Source organism: Dickeya ananatis (assembly GCF_019464615.1).
GTDB lineage: Bacteria > Pseudomonadota > Gammaproteobacteria > Enterobacterales > Enterobacteriaceae > Dickeya > Dickeya oryzae.
The window spans coordinates 3531020-3551845 of the sequence record NZ_CP040816.1 but is presented as its reverse complement, the minus strand read 5'-3'; the positions used below and the strand labels follow the sequence as shown (position 1 = coordinate 3551845).

Annotated in this window: 20 protein-coding genes and 1 tRNA gene; 12 read left to right on the top strand and 9 right to left on the bottom strand. The window is 51.2% G+C overall.

Translation table 11 applies throughout. The features are described from left to right. Positions 1-870: 870 nt before the first annotated feature. From FGI04_RS15750 to rpsU, 4 genes are all read right to left on the bottom strand, one after another. Positions 871-946: transfer RNA gene (locus FGI04_RS15750), tRNA-Ile, on the bottom strand. 255 nt (positions 947-1201) lie between these two features. Next, a complete protein-coding gene (gene rpoD, locus FGI04_RS15745) occupies positions 1202-3037 on the bottom strand; it encodes an RNA polymerase sigma factor RpoD (protein WP_342698704.1) in 1836 nt (611 codons plus the stop codon). A 156-nt stretch (positions 3038-3193) separates the two neighbouring features. Beyond that, a complete protein-coding gene (dnaG, locus tag FGI04_RS15740) occupies positions 3194-4948 on the bottom strand; it encodes a DNA primase (protein WP_168364913.1) in 1755 nt (584 codons plus the stop codon). A 128-nt stretch (positions 4949-5076) separates the two neighbouring features. Further along, positions 5077-5292, bottom strand: a complete 216-nt coding sequence (gene rpsU, locus FGI04_RS15735; protein ID WP_001144069.1) for a 30S ribosomal protein S21 — start codon at positions 5290-5292, stop codon at positions 5077-5079. Between the two features lie 229 nt (positions 5293-5521). On the opposite strand from rpsU, the gene tsaD reads away from it, so the two are divergent. Next, complete coding sequence (gene tsaD / locus FGI04_RS15730) at positions 5522-6535, top strand: tRNA (adenosine(37)-N6)-threonylcarbamoyltransferase complex transferase subunit TsaD (protein WP_168366847.1); 1014 nt, start codon at positions 5522-5524, stop codon at positions 6533-6535. Between the two features lie 53 nt (positions 6536-6588). Here tsaD and argR read toward each other — a convergent pair whose 3' ends face one another. After that, a complete protein-coding gene (argR, locus tag FGI04_RS15725) occupies positions 6589-7059 on the bottom strand; it encodes a transcriptional regulator ArgR (protein WP_012883324.1) in 471 nt (156 codons plus the stop codon). Between the two features lie 491 nt (positions 7060-7550). On the opposite strand from argR, the gene mdh reads away from it, so the two are divergent. Beyond that, entirely contained in the window at positions 7551-8492 is a 942-nt protein-coding gene (mdh, locus tag FGI04_RS15720; protein ID WP_407274566.1) for a malate dehydrogenase, read from the top strand. A gap of 71 nt (positions 8493-8563) precedes the next feature. Here mdh and FGI04_RS15715 read toward each other — a convergent pair whose 3' ends face one another. Beyond that, positions 8564-8845 (bottom strand): helix-turn-helix domain-containing protein, encoded by a 282-nt coding sequence (locus FGI04_RS15715; protein WP_342698702.1) that lies wholly within the window; start codon positions 8843-8845, stop codon positions 8564-8566. Positions 8846-9033: 188 nt separating this feature from the next. Between FGI04_RS15715 and FGI04_RS15710 the strand changes: the two genes are divergently transcribed. Next, entirely contained in the window at positions 9034-9420 is a 387-nt protein-coding gene (locus FGI04_RS15710; protein ID WP_016943770.1) for a DNA-binding protein, read from the top strand. Between the two features lie 235 nt (positions 9421-9655). Further along, positions 9656-10078: a DNA-binding protein gene (locus FGI04_RS15705; protein WP_342698701.1), complete on the top strand. Its 423-nt coding sequence runs from the start codon at positions 9656-9658 to the stop codon at positions 10076-10078. Between the two features lies 1 nt (position 10079). On the opposite strand, the gene ispB is transcribed toward FGI04_RS15705, so the two are convergent. Next, positions 10080-11051 (bottom strand): octaprenyl diphosphate synthase, encoded by a 972-nt coding sequence (gene ispB / locus FGI04_RS15700; protein ID WP_038915552.1) that lies wholly within the window; start codon positions 11049-11051, stop codon positions 10080-10082. A gap of 259 nt (positions 11052-11310) precedes the next feature. On the opposite strand from ispB, the gene rplU reads away from it, so the two are divergent. The 4 genes from rplU (at position 11311) to cgtA (ending at position 14393) form a co-directional block, all read left to right on the top strand. After that, positions 11311-11622, top strand: a complete 312-nt coding sequence (gene rplU, locus FGI04_RS15695) for a 50S ribosomal protein L21 (RefSeq protein ID WP_016943772.1) — start codon at positions 11311-11313, stop codon at positions 11620-11622. Between the two features lie 19 nt (positions 11623-11641). Next, positions 11642-11899: a 50S ribosomal protein L27 gene (gene rpmA, locus FGI04_RS15690; RefSeq protein ID WP_012771136.1), complete on the top strand. Its 258-nt coding sequence runs from the start codon at positions 11642-11644 to the stop codon at positions 11897-11899. A gap of 117 nt (positions 11900-12016) precedes the next feature. Next, positions 12017-12961, top strand: a complete 945-nt coding sequence (locus FGI04_RS15685) for a DMT family transporter (RefSeq protein ID WP_407336964.1) — start codon at positions 12017-12019, stop codon at positions 12959-12961. 256 nt (positions 12962-13217) lie between these two features. Next, on the top strand, positions 13218-14393 hold the full coding sequence (cgtA, locus tag FGI04_RS15680; protein ID WP_342698699.1) for an Obg family GTPase CgtA: 1176 nt from the start codon (positions 13218-13220) through the stop codon (positions 14391-14393). Positions 14394-14492: 99 nt separating this feature from the next. On the opposite strand, the gene dacB is transcribed toward cgtA, so the two are convergent. Next, positions 14493-15926 (bottom strand): serine-type D-Ala-D-Ala carboxypeptidase, encoded by a 1434-nt coding sequence (gene dacB, locus FGI04_RS15675; RefSeq protein ID WP_342698698.1) that lies wholly within the window; start codon positions 15924-15926, stop codon positions 14493-14495. A 264-nt stretch (positions 15927-16190) separates the two neighbouring features. Between dacB and greA the strand changes: the two genes are divergently transcribed. Continuing rightward, entirely contained in the window at positions 16191-16667 is a 477-nt protein-coding gene (gene greA, locus FGI04_RS15670; protein WP_019843796.1) for a transcription elongation factor GreA, read from the top strand. A gap of 125 nt (positions 16668-16792) precedes the next feature. On the opposite strand, the gene yhbY is transcribed toward greA, so the two are convergent. Next, positions 16793-17086, bottom strand: coding sequence for a ribosome assembly RNA-binding protein YhbY (gene yhbY / locus FGI04_RS15665; RefSeq protein WP_012771131.1), 294 nt, complete (start codon positions 17084-17086; stop codon positions 16793-16795). Between the two features lie 158 nt (positions 17087-17244). Here yhbY and rlmE point away from each other — a divergent pair, with 158 nt between their 5' ends. The 3 genes from rlmE (at position 17245) to folP (ending at position 20821) form a co-directional block, all read left to right on the top strand. Then, complete coding sequence (rlmE, locus tag FGI04_RS15660) at positions 17245-17874, top strand: 23S rRNA (uridine(2552)-2'-O)-methyltransferase RlmE (protein WP_012883334.1); 630 nt, start codon at positions 17245-17247, stop codon at positions 17872-17874. Positions 17875-17921: 47 nt separating this feature from the next. Then, on the top strand, positions 17922-19874 hold the full coding sequence (ftsH, locus tag FGI04_RS15655; RefSeq protein WP_012883335.1) for an ATP-dependent zinc metalloprotease FtsH: 1953 nt from the start codon (positions 17922-17924) through the stop codon (positions 19872-19874). A 113-nt stretch (positions 19875-19987) separates the two neighbouring features. Further along, complete coding sequence (gene folP, locus FGI04_RS15650; RefSeq protein WP_407336963.1) at positions 19988-20821, top strand: dihydropteroate synthase; 834 nt, start codon at positions 19988-19990, stop codon at positions 20819-20821. Positions 20822-20826: the final 5 nt, after the last annotated feature.

Below are 20826 nucleotides of genomic sequence, written 5' to 3'. Positions count from 1 at the left end.
TTATTAGTTATAGATATTTAGTTCCATTTTTTATTATTTTATTATTCATTTTTTTAGGTGAATCCGTTAAGGTGCGATGAAATAGAACTACGTTTTTGAAATTAATTACATGTGCAATCATTCGCAGGGTGGCGATGTGAATGAATTAGGGATATTATGTGCAGAAAGGTCTTCCGCTATAGGAATACCTACTTCTCGCTCTTAGCCGACTGTCAAATTGAGACGCATCTGCTGCATAACATTGCCATATCAGGTACTTGTCAAAGGGGTAAGTCTTAATGTTTCTTCGCGATGTTCCGGTGCGAAATGTGAAATCTATTACTAACCTAGTACAACTAGAATTCAGATGAATTTTCGGTGGGAATGTTATTGGTCATCGATTCAGTGACCAATCGTATAAACGACTCATCGAGAAGAATGAGAACTCGCATATTCTCATTATGTGGGGCCCACCTACTCGCTATGTTCGCCAGAACGCCGGTCGTGAAAGCGTTTCTGCGTTGGGTGTTAGACATTCTGGGTCAGGAGGTCATGACAAGGAGGCTACCAGCTAAAGAGCAAGTGGCTGTACTGTGCCCTTGTTGTAGGAAGCCTGCAAGTGTCATTGGTACAAACAACCTAACACGCTATCGGTTTGAAATTATTGTTGAATGCGATAATTCAGGTTGTACAAACCAGAAATTCGAATCTGAGATTTCTTTCTCATATTACATCAAGCAAAAAGACGACAGCCGGATACTCGGAGAAATCATCTGTGCGCTATCACCACATCAGAAACAGACATTAATCCGAATGTTATCAGCTCTAGTTTGATCCCAGAGGGGGCAAAAGGGGGATATTCGCAATTTGTTTGTATTAGCATAGAAAATTTGGTGGCCCCTGTTGGGTTTGAACCAACGACCAAGCGATTATGAGTCGCCTGCTCTAACCACTGAGCTAAGGGGCCATGCGGATGTTGATTATAGGTAATCCGGCTAGTCGGGTCTATAGCGCGGCGACCATATGGTCGTTTTGTATTCACTCTACAGTGGATTGTTATTACTAGGGATTCGCACACCGTCTGGTGGAGCTGGATATGAGTGCATCGGCTGGGTGAGGGGGATCGCTTTTGTCCGGCAGACTGGCAGGGTGAGGCTATTAAGGCCTAAATAAAAACCCCCGGTCGAAACCGGGGGTGTGATAAAGAGTAAAACCTGTTCTCTTAGTCGTCCAGGAAGCTACGCAGTACTTCAGAACGGCTCGGGTGGCGCAATTTACGCAACGCTTTGGCTTCAATCTGACGAATACGTTCGCGGGTGACGTCGAACTGTTTGCCGACTTCTTCCAGCGTGTGGTCGGTATTCATGTCGATACCAAAACGCATACGCAGCACTTTGGCTTCACGCGCGGTCAGGCCAGCCAGTACGTCGTGGGTGGCAGAACGCAAACTTTCCGAGGTAGCGGAGTCCAGCGGCAGCTCCAGCGTGGTATCTTCGATGAAATCGCCCAGATGCGAATCTTCATCATCACCGATCGGGGTTTCCATCGAGATAGGCTCTTTGGCGATCTTCAATACTTTGCGGATCTTGTCTTCCGGCATCAGCATGCGTTCAGCCAGTTCTTCCGGCGTCGGCTCGCGACCCATTTCCTGCAACATCTGGCGCGAAATACGGTTGAGTTTGTTGATGGTCTCAATCATATGCACCGGGATACGGATGGTGCGCGCCTGATCCGCGATAGAACGGGTGATCGCCTGACGGATCCACCAGGTGGCGTAGGTGGAGAACTTATAGCCACGGCGGTATTCGAACTTATCTACCGCTTTCATCAGGCCGATGTTGCCTTCCTGAATCAGGTCGAGGAACTGCAAACCACGGTTGGTGTATTTCTTGGCTATCGAGATAACCAGACGCAGGTTCGCTTCCACCATCTCTTTCTTGGCGCGACGCGCTTTGGCTTCGCCGATGGACATGCGACGGTTGATGTCTTTTACCTGCTCGATAGTCAGGCCGGTTTCTTCTTCGATCTGTTGCAGTTTTTGCAGGCTGCGATGTACGTCGTCTTCAACGTCGCGCAGTTTTTCACACCAGGGTTTGCCCATGGACAGTGCGGCTTCGAACCACTTGCTGTTGGTTTCGTTACCGGTAAACAGCGTGACAAAGTTTTTCTTCGGCATTTTGCACAGCTCAACGCACAGCTTCATGATCTGGCGTTCCTGAGCTCGCACGCGATCCATCATGGAACGCATGTTATTTACCAGCAGGTCGAACTGTTTTGGCACCAGACGGAACTGCTTGAATACCTCAGACAGTTTGTTGATTTCTTCAATCGCCGACGGGTGGCTGCGGCCATGCGCCTTGATGCTGACGCGGGTCGCTTCGTACTGATCGCGCAGTTCGGTGAATTTTTGACGCGCCAGCTCCGGGTCGATGCTGTTGTCATCGTCGGTATCGTCTTCGTCTTCTTCGTTTTCGTCGTCGTCGTCGTCGATGCCGTCATCAGCCAGTTCAGCGTTTTCAGGAGCGGCGTTCGGTGCCAAATCTTCTTCGGCGTTCGGATCGACAAAGCCTGTTATCAGATCGGACAGGCGGCTTTCTCCAGCTTCAACGCGATCGTACTGTTCCAACAGATAGGTGATCGCTTCTGGATACTCGGCAACAGAGCACTGAACCTGATTGATCCCGTCTTCGATTCGCTTAGCGATATCGATTTCCCCTTCACGGGTCAGCAGTTCAACGGTGCCCATTTCACGCATGTACATGCGAACGGGATCGGTCGTGCGGCCAATCTCGGATTCGACGCTGGACAATACCTGTGCTGCGGCTTCAGCAGCGTCTTCGTCGGCGGTATTCTCAGCCAGCATGAGATCATCGGCATCCGGTGCTTCTTCCATCACCTGGATGCCCATGTCGTTAATCATCTGGATGATGTCTTCGATCTGATCGGAGTCGATGATATCTTCCGGCAGATGGTCATTGACCTCGGCATAGGTCAGGTAGCCTTGCTCCTTACCACGGGTGACAAGTAGCTTGAGCTGTGACTGCGGGTTTTGCTCCATAAGACGGTATCCACACTTCAGAATATTGGGGTTGGTGTCGGTCAGCGTAAATCGCTAACAATAGCATTAGGGGAATTTTTCTTATCGCCGCAGCCCCTGTAGCGGCACGCTGTAGGGATCAACCCTACTATTTATCGGCAGTTAAGCCGCAGGAAATCAGTTTTTTCGTGTCAGCGCCAGTTGCAGAGACCACAACTCTTTGCGCTCATTCATGCTCAGCCCGTGTGTTCTCTCGCGGGCAATAAGCGTATCCATCCGTTGCTGAAGCAACTGGTCGTAGAGCTCGGCCAGGCTGACCCGGAATTTCTCTTCGAGCTCGTCGTCTTCAATCATATGGTCCCAGGCGGCGAGGGTTTCAAGCTGCTTGCGATATTTACTTTCGCGATATTTCTCCAGCAGCAGCCCCATGTTCATGCCTGGGCTTTCATTGCAGGCTTTCACCAGATCTAAAAATAGCTCCAGGCCCGCTACTTTACTTTCTTCCACGCCATCCAGTGCCAGTGTCGGCACCTCGGCGGACAGCCTCGGGTTTTGTACTAAAAGTCCTATCAGTATACGCATAGTTGTGACTTTTAGCCGTGGAGGCTGGTAAGACGATGTTTGTTCCGCTGTCTTCGGTAACAAGCGGTCTAACTGGCTGTCATCCAGCAGCCCCAACTTATGACCGAGCTGTTGACGTAAGTATAAGCGTAACGTTTCACCTGGCACTTGACCAATAAGGGGTAATGCCAGCGTACTCAGCTTGGCTCGCCCGTCAGGGGTGCTCATGTCGACCTGTTGTAGCAGTGAATCGAACAAAAATGATGACAGTGGCATCGCCTGTTCAATACGCTGCTCAAACGCGGCTTTCCCTTCCTGACGCACCAGCGTATCCGGGTCCTCGCCATCTGGCAGGAACATAAAACGCAATTGCCTGCCGTCATCCAGATAGGGTAGCGCGGTTTCCAGCGCTCGCCAGGCAGCGTCGCGTCCAGCACGGTCGCCATCGTAACAACACACCACCTGATCGGTAGCGCGGAACAGCAACTGAATATGATCCGCTGTTGTTGAGGTTCCCAGTGAGGCGACTGCGTAATCGATGCCAAACTGTGCCAGCGCAACCACATCCATATAGCCTTCGACCACCAGCAACCGTTTCAATTCCGGATTTTTCTGTTGTGCTTCGTACAGACCGTACAGCTGTCTACCTTTATGAAAAATCTCGGTTTCCGGCGAGTTCAGGTACTTTGGGGTGCCGTCACCCATGACCCGACCACCGAACGCAATGACCCGCCCGCGTTTATCACGGATAGGGAACATCACTCGATCGCGAAAACGATCGTAAGTACGACCATTCTCGTTGGTCACCAACATACCGGCATCAGTCAGCGTCGTTTTATCGTCGCTGTTGCGCCCGAAACGCTTTAACGCGTTATCCCACCCTGGCAGCGTACATCCGATGGCGAACTGACGGATGACATCATCGCTCAAGCCTCGTCTGGCCAGATACTCTCTGGCTGGCGTACCGGCAGGTTGGTTCAGAGTATGTTGGTAAAATGCGCTTAATTGTTCCATCAGCTCGTATAAACTTTGCCGTTGATGGCGTTCGAGCTGGGTCGGACCGGTGCCTGCTTCGTAAGGGACATCCAGACCGTGCATTGCAGCCAGTTCTTCAATGCTTTCAACAAATTCCAGACGATCGTAATTCATCAGGAAATCAATGGCGTTGCCATGGGCACCGCAGCCAAAACAATGGTAGAACTGCTTATCACCGTTTACGGTGAATGACGGGGTTTTCTCGTGGTGGAACGGGCAACACGCGTGGTAATTCTTGCCCTGCTTTTTCAGTTTAACGCGCGCATCGATCAGGTCGACGATGTCGGTACGGGCTAGCAGGTCATTAATAAATACGCGGGGAATACGTCCAGCCATAAGCCCCTTATCTATATACGTTTATAAACGACAATAAGCCGCGCATTCCTTTCGGAAATGCACGGCCTTCGTATGCAACTGCTAAGTCTGCGGATTAATCACGCGGTGGAGGATAACCCTCCTAAAAATTAATACAGACGAGTGCGGCGTGCGTTTTCTCGAGCCAGCTTCTTAGCGTGACGTTTCACAGCAGATGCTTTAGCGCGTTTACGTTCAGTAGTCGGTTTTTCATAGAACTCACGACGACGAACTTCAGCCAAAACACCCGCTTTTTCGCAGGAACGCTTGAAACGACGCAGAGCAACGTCGAACGGCTCGTTTTCACGTACTTTAATTACCGGCATGTGCCTCTCACCTCAGTAAATTCGGTTTGTTGCTGGCCTTGTGCCAGCCTTTTCAAAATGGTGCGGAATTCTACTGCAACTGTGGCGCGTTTGTAAAGTCCATCAGCGATCATAAAACGCGCGATGCGGGGGTACGTGTCTGTGGGCGGGCTTATGATAGACTATGCGCCGCCTGAATCAAGCGGCCAGGTTGGTCGCGGTAAAAATGTAACCGAGAGTGAAAACAGCAATGCGCGTATTGGGTATTGAAACATCCTGCGATGAAACCGGGGTCGCGATTTATGACACGCAGGCCGGGCTGCTGGCAAATCAGCTTTATAGCCAGGTAAAACTGCATGCCGATTATGGTGGCGTGGTACCTGAACTGGCGTCCCGCGACCATGTCCGCAAGACCGTGCCACTGATTCAGGCGGCGTTAACAGAAGCAGGGCTACAGCAGGGTGATATCGATGCCATTGCATACACCGCAGGCCCAGGTCTGGTCGGCGCGCTACTGGTGGGGGCGACAGTGGGACGTTCGCTGGCGTTTGCCTGGAATGTGCCTGCCATACCGGTTCATCACATGGAAGGGCATCTGCTGGCTCCCATGCTGGAAGATAATCCTCCCGCGTTTCCGTTTGTCGCACTGTTGGTCTCTGGTGGGCATACTCAGTTGATCAGCGTGACCGGTATTGGCGAATACCGTTTGCTGGGCGAATCCATTGATGATGCGGCGGGGGAAGCGTTCGATAAAACCGCCAAACTCTTGGGGCTGGATTACCCGGGGGGGCCGTTGCTGTCAAAAATGGCGCAAAACGGGCACCCCGGCCGTTTTGTCTTCCCCCGACCCATGACGGATCGTCCCGGTCTGGATTTCAGTTTCTCGGGATTGAAGACCTTTGCCGCCAATACCATCCGTGAGAATGGCAACGATCCGCAGACACAAGCCGATATCGCACGAGCATTCGAAGATGCCGTCGTTGATACGCTGGCCATCAAGTGTCGGCGTGCGCTTGACGAGACCGGGTTCAGTCGGCTGGTGATGGCGGGCGGCGTAAGTGCTAATCGGACATTGCGTCAGCGTCTGGCAGAGATCATGGCTAAACGCGGTGGTGAGGTGTTCTACGCGCGTCCTGAATTTTGTACCGATAACGGCGCGATGATTGCGTATGCGGGCGCAGTACGGTTCGCCCAGGGCGTCACCGGGGAGCTTGGCATTACTGTGCGGCCGCGCTGGCCATTGGCAGAGTTGCCGGCCTTGTGATGCGTTGCTGATATCGCCTTGTCGCCCCGAACACATCACGGGGCGGCGGGAAATCAGAGTTCCTGTTCAAACAGAACCAGGATGGCTTCATACAATTGTTTGACACTAAATCCCCTGGCAGGCGTGGTGAAAATGGTGTCATCACCCGCAATCGTGCCAAGAATACCTTCCGATTTGCCCAGTGAGTCCAGCAGGCGAGCGATTAACTGCGCCGCACCCGGGCTGGTATGAATGACGACCACGGCATCGTTGTGATCAACATCCAGCACCAGATTTTTCAGCGGGCTGGTGGTGGTAGGCACTCCTAACTCAGCAGGCAGGCAGTAAACCATTTCCATTTTGGCGTTGCGGGTACGCACCGCGCCAAACTTGGTCAACATGCGTGACACTTTCGACTGGTTGATGTTGTCGAAGCCATCGTCCTGCAATGCCTGCACAATTTCGCTCTGAGAGCTGAATTTCTCTTCTTTTAACAGCGCTTTGAACGCTTTAACCAGATCTTCTTGTTTAGTTGAACTACGCATTCTGCACCGTGTCCGGGGAAAAGTGAAACATACCACGATTATGCATTTAAATGAATTTTTATGCAATATAGGCGCGTATAAAATCGGATTGTGGGGGGGGGGCTATCAGGCGAGAAAATGTGTGGGGCGATCCTTTACCGAGACGTCAAAAAGTGTGCTCTTCATCACATAAAAGTAAAATAAATGTTATCAAAATGATGTTGTTTGGGGGCTGCTTACAGGTGTAATGTAACATACCCGTTAATCAGTCGTGGGCTTATGTCGGGGCACATCACAATTGCCTGTTACTTTAATTACCTTTCAGATATCAGGTCGATTGTTAGTTTATTATTAATCACATAGTGCGTTATCGCTGTGCACCGATCTACTGCAGCGGACCTATGTAGTGCCCCTCTGAAAGCAGGTCTGGTGCCTGGCTTCTCTCGCGAGCATAAACGTTTTTAACTAAACGCATCCACGGTAATTTTACTTAACATAATAAGGAGTTTAGGATGAAAGTTGCAGTTCTCGGAGCCGCAGGTGGTATTGGTCAAGCCCTTGCTCTTCTCCTCAAAACCCAGCTTCCTTCAGGTTCAGAGCTCTCACTTTATGATATTGCTCCGGTTACACCGGGCGTGGCGGTTGATCTGAGCCACATTCCTACCGACGTGAAAATCAAAGGTTTCAGTGGTGAAGATGCGACTCCGGCTCTGGAAGGTGCGGATATCGTGCTGATGTCTGCCGGGGTTGCCCGTAAGCCGGGTATGGATCGTTCCGATCTGTTTAACGTTAACGCTGGCATTGTGCGTAACCTGGTGTCTCAGATTGCCAGCACCTGCCCTAAAGCCTGTATCGGTATCATTACCAACCCAGTCAATACGACGGTGGCGATTGCGGCTGAAGTCCTGAAACAAGCGGGCGTCTATGACAAAAACAAATTGTTCGGTGTCACGACGCTGGACATTATCCGCTCAAATACTTTCGTGGCTGAACTGAAAGGCAAACAGCCGCAGGATGTTGAAGTACCGGTTATCGGTGGTCACTCCGGTGTGACTATTCTGCCATTGCTGTCCCAGATTCCGGGCGTGAGCTTCACTGAGCAGGAAGTGGCTGACCTGACCAAACGCATTCAGAATGCCGGTACCGAAGTGGTTGAAGCGAAAGCCGGTGGCGGGTCTGCAACCTTGTCCATGGGTCAGGCTGCCGCTCGCTTTGGTTTGTCTCTGGTACGTGCTCTGCGGGGTGAAAGCGGTGTGGTTGAATGTGCTTATGTTGAAGGTGATGGCAAACATGCCCGCTTCTTCGCACAACCGCTGTTGCTGGGCAAAAACGGTGTGGCTGAGCGTAAAGAAATTGGTACGCTCAGCGCATTTGAACAACAGGCTCTGGTCAGCATGCTGGATACTCTGAAACAGGATATCGCGCTGGGCGAAGAGTTCGTCAATAAGAAATAATCACGACTCGTGATTACCTGTATTGCTGATAAGGCCGGAGTGTATTCTCCGGCCTTTCTTTTTTGACAGCATTATTCGGATTGTGAATCCGATGGCGGGCGGATCAGTTTTTTTCGGTCGAGTAATTCTTGCGTTTGTGGATCGTAATAGCGGCTGGGCCATATTTCCGACGGATGAATCCCCAGCGCATCGGCTATTAACCATTCACCCTTTGGCCACGGACGGGATAGGGCATTAGCCAGTGTGGAAGAGCTCAAGCCGGCACCGCGCGATACTGCAGCAAGTGTTGTCCCTTTCTTTCTCAATGCTGCGATAATATCGGCAGGATGCCAGTCATTTTTCCTTGAATTCATAATCCTTCCCTTATTGCTATTAAGACGACAGCGTATTAATGGTATAACTAACAGCTAATGGTTAATGGTTTTGCTAACCTCAAGCCATTATTTGGAAATAATATAGCACCAATTTCCTTAATATTTCCAAATTAATTTCCAAATGGATCTGAATAGGTAACGTGTATCACTATCGGGATGAAAAGGACATGAAAAAAGAGTGGTTTGCGACCAGCGAATTGGTTGGTATTGGCGGACTCCCTAAATCACGGCAAGGATTGAATAAGCGAGCCCGAGAAGATGGTTGGGAAAAGCGTCGCCGTAAAGGTGTACAGGGACGGGGGGTAGAATATTCTATCCATAGCTTACCTCAGTCTGTTCAGCAAACGCTGCTACTGCAGGAAACGTCAGGTGAATATGCGGCAAAACCATCAGACATGCTGTCAGTCTGGATTCAGATTTACCACCAGTTGTCGGTCCCCGAACGGGAAAAACTGGTGGCGCATATCATGCGCGAAGGGGTGTCTTCCACGTTGAAGCAGTTAGGTCTGGCTAATACGTTAAGCGCAACTTTGATAAAAGATTTTTCTGATTAAATCTCTCAGCCATTCCCAGTTGCTCTCTATTGTGGAATGGCTTTCTCTTATTTCCCTGCGGTTTCTCCAGCTTATTTCTTTATGTGGAACTTTCACCGACACCACTACTCTTGCCTTTAACGCTATTGCGTTAGTGATTTGAATAAAATTAGTCTATTATATGGAAACGTAATCGGGTTTTTAGTCTCCTGGTTATGTATTCGTATCAGGAATGAGATGAAAGGGAGAGATTAGGATGGAAAAAACATGGTTTACGACGAATGAATTATTGGGCGTGGCAGGATTGCCGAAATCCCGTCAGGGGCTGAATAAAAAAGCCAAGGAACATGGCTGGGAAAGACGACGTCGCAAAGGCGTTCAGGGTAAAGGTGTTGAGTACGCCATTTGGAGCTTGCCGGAGGAAGTCAAAGCTACATTGATGAGGGCGACGTTGATGGGGACGACACAGATGCGTGAAACTGCGCCTGATTATGTCTCGGCGGCATCGGACGGTGCGCAGGAATACACCTGGATTCAAATTTATCATCAACTGTCGGCGGAAGAACGTACCCGGTTAATTGGACACATCCTGCGTGAAGGGGCGATGAGTGTGCTGGCCCGTTTGGAAAACGGGCCGCATAAATGCAAAAGCCTGGACTATGTAAATAAAGAAGAGTGATTTAGAAGTCGCGCTGCACTGCGAGGTGGGCCAGCCCTTCAAGCGCAGTGCGAAAATCACTGGCTGGCAGGCACTGAATCGCGGTGATAGCTTTGTCGGCTTCTTCCTCGGCTCTTTGGCGCGTATAGGCGAGAGAGCCGCAGGATTGCATGGCCGCTAAGACCGGTTCCAGTAAATGGCGGCCGTTGCCTTGCTCAATCGCCTGGCGAATCATGGTGCGCTGCTCATCATTACCGTGGTGCATGGCATGCAGCAACGGTAAGGTGGGTTTGCCTTCGTTCAGGTCATCACCGGTATTTTTCCCCAGTGTTTTGCCGTCGGCGCTGTAGTCAAGCAAATCGTCAATCAATTGGAATGCGGTGCCGAGGTAGCGGCCGTATTCTTGTAACGCCAGTTCCTGCTCGCTGCTGGCGTCCGACAAAATAGCGGAAGATTGCGCAGCCGCTTCAAATAACCGGGCCGTTTTGCTGTAAATTACTCGCATATAACTGTCTTCGGTGATGTCCGGGTCATTGCAGTTCATGAGCTGGAGTACTTCGCCTTCCGCAATGACGTTAACGGCATCAGACATGACTGACATCACGCGCAGCGAAGCCAGGCTGGTCATCATTTGAAACGCGCGGGTATAGATGAAGTCGCCGACCAACACGCTGGCGGCATTACCGAACGCCGCGTTCGCCGTGGCTTTTCCCCGGCGCATATCACTTTCGTCGACAACGTCATCATGGAGAAGCGTGGCGGTGTGGATAAATTCAATCAGCGCGGCAACGGTAATGTGCTTGTCACCCTGGTAATTCAGCGCTCTGGCGGCAAGTACCGCTATCATGGGACGGATGCGCTTGCCGCCACCGCCGATGATGTAATTTCCTAACTGATTGATCAGGACAACATCGGAGTTGAGCTGATCCAGTATGGTCTGGTTGACGGCGGCCATATCCTGTGCGCTTAACGCTGTGATTTGCTCTAAGTTCATTGTTTCTGCCAGCTGATTGCTTCTGTTTCTGCCGTGAAAATACTGCTGATATCGGCACTGAAAAGGGAACGTTAGGGCTGATTGTACTTGAAAAACGGCACAGATAAACGGCAGTTCATGGGTTGTATCCTTTTTCTTCACATTGATTGATTCTGCGCTTGTCATCAGTAGGTTTTTTGCGTAGAATTCGCGCCCTATTGTGAATATTTATAGCGCGCTTCACATCATTCAAAGAAGCACGCGGAAAGCGGAGTTTTATATGTACGCAGTTTTCCAAAGTGGTGGTAAACAACACCGAGTAAGCGAAGGCCAGACCGTTCGCTTGGAAAAGCTGGACATCGCAACCGGTGAAGCTGTTGAGTTTGACCAGGTTCTGATGGTTGCCAATGGTGAAGATGTCAAAATCGGCGTTCCTTTCGTCGACGGCGGCAAAATCAAGGCTGAAGTTGTTGCTCACGGCCGTGGCGAGAAAGTTAAAATCGTTAAGTTTCGTCGCCGTAAACACTACCGTAAGCAGGCTGGCCACCGTCAGTGGTTCACTGACGTGAAAATCACCGGCATCAGCGCTTAAGTTTTAGGAGAGCGGATTAATGGCACACAAAAAAGCTGGCGGTTCTACTCGTAACGGCCGCGACTCAGAAAGCAAACGTCTTGGCGTGAAACGCTTTGGCGGTGAATCAGTTCTGGCTGGCAGCATCATCGTTCGTCAGCGTGGCACCAAGTTCCACGCCGGCAGCAACGTAGGTTGCGGCAAAGACCACACCCTGTTTGCACTGTCTGACGGTAAAGTCAAATTTGAAGTTAAAGGCCCGAACAACCGTAAATACATCAGCATCGTTGCTGAGTAATTTTTCGGTATCAGGTTGAATCATAAAGCCCCGCACTTGTTGCGGGGCTTTTTACATTTAGATGTACGATAAAAACGCTGCACGTTAACGACATCAATAAAAAGAACAGGTGATGTGATGAAACAGAATGCTGGCATCGGGTTTTGTCTGGCGCTGACCACCGCCGTATGCTGGGGGGCGCTGCCAATCGCGATGAAACAGGTTCTGGCGACGATGGAGCCTTACACCATCGTCTGGTATCGGTTTCTGATTGCGTCCGTCGGATTGGGCATTTTTTTGTACAGCAAAGGCACGTTGCCAAAGCTGCGGACGTTCGATCATCAACGCTGGTGGATTTTGCTGCTGATAGCAACAGGAGGACTGCTGGGTAACTTCGTATTGTTCAGCTCTTCGTTGCAATATCTGAGTCCTACTGCGTCACAGGTGATCGGGCAATTGTCTACGGTAGGCTTGATGGTCGCCAGCGTCGTTATTCTAAAAGAGAAGATGCGCGTCAACCAGGTCATCGGTGCCGGAATATTGATCTGTGGATTGTTGATGTTTTTCAACAACAGTCTGGTTGAGTTGTTTACCCGCCTGACGGATTACACCTTCGGGATCTTACTGGGCGTGGCGGCAGCTGCCGTGTGGGTTGCGTATGGCGTTGCGCAAAAGGTATTGCTGCGACGTCTGACTTCGCAGCAACTGCTTTTTCTGCTCTACGCACTCTGTGTGTTGTTTATTACACCTTGGGCGAAGCCGGGCACACTGTTTCAGTTAACCGGCTGGCAATTCGCTTGCCTGTTGTTTTGCGGTGCGAATACGCTGGTTGGTTACGGTGCACTGGCGGAGGCCATGGCACGCTGGCAAGCCGCGCAGGTGAGTACCATTATTACGCTGACGCCGCTGTTTACGCTGTTTTTCTCGGATCTGTTGTCATTGGCCTGGCCATCGGTATTTGCTGCGCCATCGCTTAACCTGCTGGGATACGTCGGCGCGTTTGTCGTTGTGGCGGGGGCAATGTTTGCCGCGATCGGGCATCATGTGATCGCAGCAAGGCGTTCCAAATATCCGCGGGTGTGAGGCTGCTGTGGTAAGGCATGTTTAAGGCCATGGCGAAGCTGATGTGGGCTGATTATTTTTAATACAGGTGAAATCCTTTCGCCAAGCAGGTACAATCAGCGCCCTTTTATCGAAACAGTTCTGATGCGTCGGTTTTTCAGTGGCAGGTGACATACTGTGGTTATCTGTCATCAACCCAATTCGTTGAGCCAAAGAGAACCAATAAATTATTCAAACGCGTCGGTCATTCTCTATTGGTTTTTTGCGGAGATAGTTCATGAAGTTTGTAGATGAAGCCACTATTTTGGTTGTGGCGGGCGACGGTGGCAACGGCTGTGTCAGCTTCCGCCGTGAAAAATATATTCCAAACGGCGGGCCTGATGGTGGTGATGGCGGCGACGGCGGTGATGTCTACCTGCTGGCGGATGAAAACCTCAATACCCTGATTGACTATCGTTTTGAGAAAAGTTTCCGCGCAGAGCGTGGTCAGAACGGTCAGAGTCGTGACTGTACCGGTAAGCGCGGTAAAGACATCACCATCAAGGTGCCGGTTGGTACGCGTGTGTTGGATAAAAGCACAGGCGAAGTGCTGGGCGATATGACCCGTAATCAGCAGAAATTGATGGTCGCGAAAGGCGGATGGCACGGGCTCGGTAACACCCGCTTTAAATCTTCCGTCAACCGTGCGCCCCGGCAGAAAACCAATGGTACGCCGGGTGAAGAACGTGAGTTGCTGCTGGAGTTGCTGTTGCTGGCGGATGTTGGCATGCTGGGGTTACCGAATGCAGGCAAGTCGACCTTTATCCGTGCGGTGTCGGCGGCCAAACCGAAGGTAGCCGATTATCCGTTTACAACGCTGGTGCCGAGCCTGGGCGTTGTGCGTATGGATAGCGAGAAAAGCTTTGTCGTGGCGGATATCCCTGGGCTTATCGAAGGGGCATCTGAAGGTGCCGGACTCGGGATCCGTTTCCTGAAGCATCTGGAGCGTTGTCGTGTGCTATTGCACCTGATCGATCTGGCACCGATCGATGAATCCGATCCGATCGAAAATGCCAAAGTGATCGTCAATGAGTTGCAGCAATACAGTGCATCTCTGGCAGAAAAACCGCGCTGGCTGGTATTTAACAAAGTCGACTTGCTGGAGAAAAGCGAGGCGGAAGGCCGTGCGAAGGCAATTGCCGCAGCGCTGGGCTGGGAAGGCAAATATTATCTGATTTCGGCGGCTAACCGTGAAGGGGTGAATGCCCTGTGCTGGGATGTGATGAACTTCCTGGAGACTCAGCCGAAAGCAATGGCTGAAGTCGAAAGCAAGGCACCTGAAAAAGTCGATTTCATGTGGGATGACTATCACCGTGAGCAGTTGGAAGCGGCTCAGGCAGAAGCGGAAGAAGAGTGGGATGACGACTGGGATGAGGATGACGACGAAGGCGTCGAAATCATTTATCAGCGTTAATGCCGCGACGACCATCAGGTCGGTAGTCAAAAAGTTTGCTTGTTAGTTGTACATGTTTCCCTTATCTGCATACCGCAGATAAGGGATTTTTTTGTCTGGTTAATTGTTTTGGTTGATGTCTTTGTAAAGACGGCTTTCGAAACGGACCAGCGGAATGCGTCGCTCTTTTTGATCTTCCGGTGGTACGGCATAACCAGAAAGATACTGCACGAAGGCCATGCGTTGACCACTGGCGGTGGTAATAAACCCTGCCAGATTGTATACGCCCTGAAGAGAACCGGTTTTGGCTGAGACTTTGCCATCAAGTCCGGCTTCGTGCAGGCCCGCCCGATAGCGTAATGTGCCGTCATAACCGGCCAGCGGCAGCATCTTGATGTAATTCAGCTCATTATCGTGTTGGGCGATGTATTGCAGTACCTGCATCATGGTCGCGGGTGCGATCAGGTTGTGTCGGGAGAGTCCTGATCCATCAACGATAATGGTATTGCCAAGATCAATGCCCGCTTTCTGACGCAGGATTTGGCGTACGGCATCGGCCCCGGCTCGCCAGGTCCCAGGCACTTTGAAGCGTTCATGCCCTATGGTGCGAAATACGGTATCGGCAATCATGTTGTCCGATTTCTTCAGCATAGTCGTCAGCAGATCATGCAGCGGTTCGGATTCGGTCTGCGCCAGTACTGTGCCGGGTGCACCCGGTAATGTCTGGCGTCGCAGGTTTCCATCGATGCGGATATCAGCTTGTTCCAGCTCGTCTTTTACGATGGCCCCGGCATAACTGGCACCATCCTGAATCGCAAACGCCAGCGGTAAGGGTTCCGCTCGTTGTGTCAGACAACCCGTGAGGGTGTATCGGTTGAGTTCGCCCGGCACGACATCCAGCTCGCAATACTGGGCATCTGGCGAGCCTTTTGGCAGTGTGCGTACTTCACTGAACATGTGCACCGGATAATAGGACGCCACCCGGATAAATGCGTTATCACCGGCTTTGGGCGCGCTATAAAGCGAAATAGAGAAGCAGTTTTTATCGACAATGGCTGCGGCGGGCGGCGCACTGAAACATTGGGTCAGATCGTTCCAGGGCCAGCCGGGGGCTTTATCGTGGCTGGCGAACACGGATGTGTCGATAAAGACGTCACCACTGATTTCCCGGACACCTTGTTTTTTCAGTTCCTGTACCATATTGCGAATCTGCTGACGTTTCAGTGAAGGATCACCGCTGAAGCGTACTGTTAGATTGCCGCGTAATACCCCGCCGGTAAGCGCACCGTTGCTTTCTATCGTCGTGACGAAACGGTAGTTCGGCCCCAACTGCAACAATGCTGCTAGCGCAGTAATAACTTTCTGCGTACTGGCAGGTAACGCCATCTGTTGGCTGTGGTAATCGAGCGTTGGCGTCGGGGCACCGATTTTTTGTACCACCAGCGCCAGATTGGCCCCATCTGGCAGGTATTTGGTGTACTCATCCATGGCGGCGGCGTTGGCATGCAGGGCAACTGCGCAGGTAAAACCGGTCAGAATCGATAAAAAACGCATAATCTCAATCAAGTACAGGGTAACGTGGTGGTCATACTACGGCGCATCAAGGGATAAAGTAAACGATGACCCTGGTGGAACTCTGGGGTAAAATGCGTATCAAAATGCAAAAACGCGTCTGGCCTGGAAGTGATGTTCCGGGAGAGGCGGTTTTTGTTTAAATTGTCAGGTGCACTGGCATGGAAACATTCCGTCGCAGGTGATTTTATCGCGTCAGGATGACGATAACGTGAGCCGTACGGATTTTTTAGAGGTAGTGACGATATGAAACAATTTCCGATGACGTTGCGTGGTGCTGAAAAGTTACGCGAAGAGCTGGACTTCCTGAAGTCGGTGCGTCGGCCTGAAATTATCGCAGCGATCGCTGAGGCGCGTGAACATGGCGATTTGAAGGAAAACGCGGAATACCATGCGGCCCGTGAGCAGCAAGGGTTCTGTGAAGGCCGGATTCAGGAAATTGAAGCCAAGCTGTCTAATGCTCAGGTCATCGATGTCACCAAAATGGCGGCCAATGGTCGCGTTATCTTTGGTGCGACGGTGACGGTCATGAACCTGGATACGGAAGAAGAGCAGACTTACCGTATCGTGGGTGACGATGAGGCTGACTTCAAGCAGAACCTGATTTCTGTGAATTCGCCGATTGCCCGCGGCCTGATTGGCAAAGAAGAAGATGATGTGGTGACGATCAGCACGCCGGGTGGTGTGGTGGAGTACGAAATTCTGAAGGTTGAATACCTCTGATAATGGCGAGCAAACAAGACGCCAGTCTGGATTGTAAAGAAAGGAAAAAGGCCGATATCGGCCTTTTTTCTCACCAGCGGGTCATGGAACCTTGCGGTGAAACAAGGTAACCTGAATCGAAAATGTTAACGAGGCAACACAATCTTGCGCTCTTTTGACGCACGATAGAGCACCAGAGTGTGGCCGATAACCTGAACGTTGCTGGCGCCGGTTTCACGCAGAATGGCATCGACAATCAACCCTTTGGTTTCACGATCCTCGGTAGCGATTTTCACCTTGATCAGTTCGTGATGCTCCAGAGCCTGTTCGATTTCAGCCAGTACACCTTCGGTGAGGCCGTTGTTGCCCAGCATGACGACTGGCTTTAACGGATGAGCCAGGCCTTTCAGGTGCTGTTTTTGTTTGTTACTCAGATTCATTGTCTTTTTTGCTTAGGTTAGGATTGAAAGCGGACCATTCTACCGCCATCTCATGATTATCACCAATCCGGCTATACTGATTGGCTATCGTTGAGCGCTGTTGTCCGCTGCTGGCATCTTAATTAACACTAGTTAGAAAAATCATAGTTGGAAAATCGATGGCTAACAAAAAGCGTTCTGCAAGTTCCAGTCGCTGGTTGCAGGAACACTTTAGCGATAAATATGTACAGCAGGCGCAGAAAAAGGGGCTTCGCTCGCGCGCTTGGTTTAAACTTGATGAAATACAGCAAACGGACAAGCTGTTTAAACCCGGTATGACTGTGGTAGATCTGGGGGCGGCACCAGGCGGATGGTCGCAGTATGTCGTCAGCCAGATCGGTGGAAAAGGGCGCATTATCGCGTGTGATCTTTTACCGATGGATCCTATTGTTGGAGTCGATTTCCTTCAAGGGGACTTTCGTGATGAATTAGTGCTCAAAACCCTGCTGGAACGGGTTGGGGACGAAAAGGTTCAGGTGGTGATGTCTGACATGGCCCCGAACATGAGCGGTACGCCGGCGGTAGATATTCCCCGGGCGATGTATCTGGTTGAGCTTGCACTGGATATGTGCCGGGATATATTAGCGCCAGGTGGTAGTTTCGTAGTGAAAGTATTTCAGGGTGTGGGCTTCGATGAGTACCTGCGCGAGATTCGCTCCCTGTTTACGACGGTAAAGATTCGTAAGCCAGATGCCTCCCGAGCCCGGTCCCGTGAGGTGTACATTGTAGCGACAGGTCGTAAACTATAGTACCCTGACGCTATTCTTTAACACAGTTGTAATATGAGGTTAATCCCTTGAGTGACATGGCGAAAAACCTGATTCTCTGGTTGGTCATCGCAGTTGTGCTGATGTCCGTATTCCAGAGCTTTGGGCCCAGCGAGTCGAATGGCCGTAGGGTGGATTATTCAACCTTTTTGACTGAAGTGAATCAGGATCAGGTCCGTGAAGCGCGCATCAATGGGCGCGAGATCAATGTTGTCAAAAAAGACAGCAGCCGTTACACCACGTATATCCCTGTCAACGATCCTAAACTGCTGGATAACCTTCTGACCAAAAACGTAAAAGTCGTTGGTGAGCCGCCAGAAGAACCGAGCCTGTTGGCGTCGATCTTCATCTCTTGGTTCCCTATGCTCTTGCTGATTGGCGTCTGGATTTTCTTTATGCGCCAGATGCAGGGCGGGGGTGGCAAAGGTGCCATGTCGTTCGGTAAAAGCAAGGCACGGATGCTGACTGAAGATCAGATTAAAACCACGTTCGCCGATGTGGCGGGCTGTGATGAAGCCAAAGAAGAAGTCGCCGAGCTGGTTGAGTATCTGCGCGAACCAAGCCGTTTTCAAAAGCTGGGCGGTAAAATTCCGAAAGGCGTGCTGATGGTTGGCCCGCCGGGGACCGGTAAAACCTTGCTGGCGAAAGCTATTGCGGGTGAAGCCAAGGTGCCGTTTTTCACCATTTCGGGTTCCGACTTTGTGGAAATGTTTGTCGGTGTCGGTGCCTCGCGCGTAAGAGACATGTTCGAACAGGCCAAGAAAGCCGCACCTTGTATCATCTTTATCGATGAAATCGACGCCGTGGGCCGTCAGCGTGGTGCAGGTCTGGGCGGTGGTCACGACGAACGTGAACAAACGCTGAACCAGATGCTGGTTGAGATGGACGGTTTTGAAGGTAACGAAGGTATTATCGTTATCGCCGCCACTAACCGTCCTGACGTACTGGACCCGGCGTTGTTGCGTCCCGGTCGTTTTGACCGTCAGGTTGTGGTTGGTTTGCCTGATGTGCGTGGCCGTGAACAGATTTTGAAGGTTCACATGCGTCGAGTGCCGCTGTCGCCGGATATTGATGCCTCCGTTATTGCTCGCGGTACGCCAGGTTTCTCCGGTGCCGATTTGGCCAACCTGGTTAACGAGGCTGCATTGTTTGCTGCTCGTGGCAATCGTCGTGTGGTCTCTATGGTGGAATTCGAAAAGGCCAAGGACAAAATCATGATGGGGGCGGAACGTCGCTCTATGGTCATGACCGAGGCGCAAAAAGAATCCACGGCGTATCACGAAGCTGGGCATGCCATTATCGGGCGTCTGGTGCCTGAGCATGATCCGGTACACAAAGTGACAATTATCCCGCGTGGTCGTGCACTGGGGGTGACGTTCTTCCTGCCTGAAGGTGATGCTATCAGCGCCAGCCGTCAGAAGCTGGAAAGTCAGATTTCTACGCTGTACGGCGGTCGTCTGGCTGAAGAGATCATCTATGGGCCGGAACATGTTTCTACCGGTGCGTCCAACGATATTAAAGTGGCGACGTCTATTGCGCGTAACATGGTAACGCAGTGGGGCTTCTCGGAAAAACTGGGGCCGTTACTGTACGCGGAAGAGGAAGGTGAAGTATTCCTCGGTCGTTCTGTTGCTAAAGCCAAGCATATGTCGGATGAAACTGCACGCATCATCGACCAGGAAGTGAAGGCGTTGATCGAGCGTAACTATCAGCGTGCCCGTGAGTTGCTGATGGCGAATATGGACGTTCTGCACTCAATGAAAGACGCACTGATGAAGTATGAAACTATCGATGCGCCGCAAATTGACGATCTGATGTCTCGCAAGGATGTTCGTCCACCGGCTGGTTGGGAAGATCCGACACCGGGTAATAACTCTTCCTCGTCTGATAATGGCGGAACACCTAAAGCGCCGACAACGGCGGATGAACCCCATACTCCAACGTCGGGTAATACGATGTCTGGGCCGTTGAACGACAAGTAAGACAAATACGGTGTGACAGTCCTCATCTGGGCTGCCAATTCCCTCAAACCCCGGCTTGCCGGGGTTTTTTACTCCAGAAGGGCGCACTAACCAAACGCACTGAGATACAGAACATGAAATTGAACGCGCGCGGATTAACGCTAGATCTCTCCTGTCCCCAGGTTATGGGGATCCTGAATGTTACCCCTGATTCCTTTTCTGATGGTGGTAAGCACAATACCCTCAACGCCGCATTGATCCATGCTGAACAGATGATCTCTGCGGGTGCGACTTTCATTGATGTTGGTGGTGAATCTACCCGGCCTGGTGCTGATGAAGTCAGCACGCAAGAAGAGTTGGATCGCGTTGTTCCGGTGGTGGAAGCGTTGGCACAACGTTTTGAAACCTGGATTTCAGTCGATACGTCTAAACCGGAAGTGATCACCGCCAGTGCACAGGCGGGTGCTCATCTGATTAATGACATTCGGGCGCTCAGAGAGCCAGGGGCGCTGGAGGCTGCGGTAGCAACAGGTTTGCCCGTCTGCCTGATGCATATGCAGGGATTACCAAAAACCATGCAACACACACCGCATTATGATGATGTCGTGGGTGAGGTTATGGCATTTTTTGAGCATCATATTACCCGCTGTACCGCTGCTGGTATGCCACGCGAACAGTTATTGCTGGACCCCGGGTTCGGGTTCGGCAAGAATTTGCAGCACAATTATCGGCTGCTGGGATGTCTGGAAGACTTACACCAATTTGGCTTACCGCTATTAGTTGGCATGTCCAGAAAGACCATGGTTGGGCAACTGCTGGGCGTCCCGCCCCTTGAGCGGGTTTACGGGAGTGTGGCGTGTGCAGTGATTGCTGCCATGAAAGGGGCCCATATTATCCGCGTCCATGATGTGAAAGCGACGGTGGATGCGATACGTGTAGTCGAAGCAACTCTATCAGCGAAGGAATAACAACA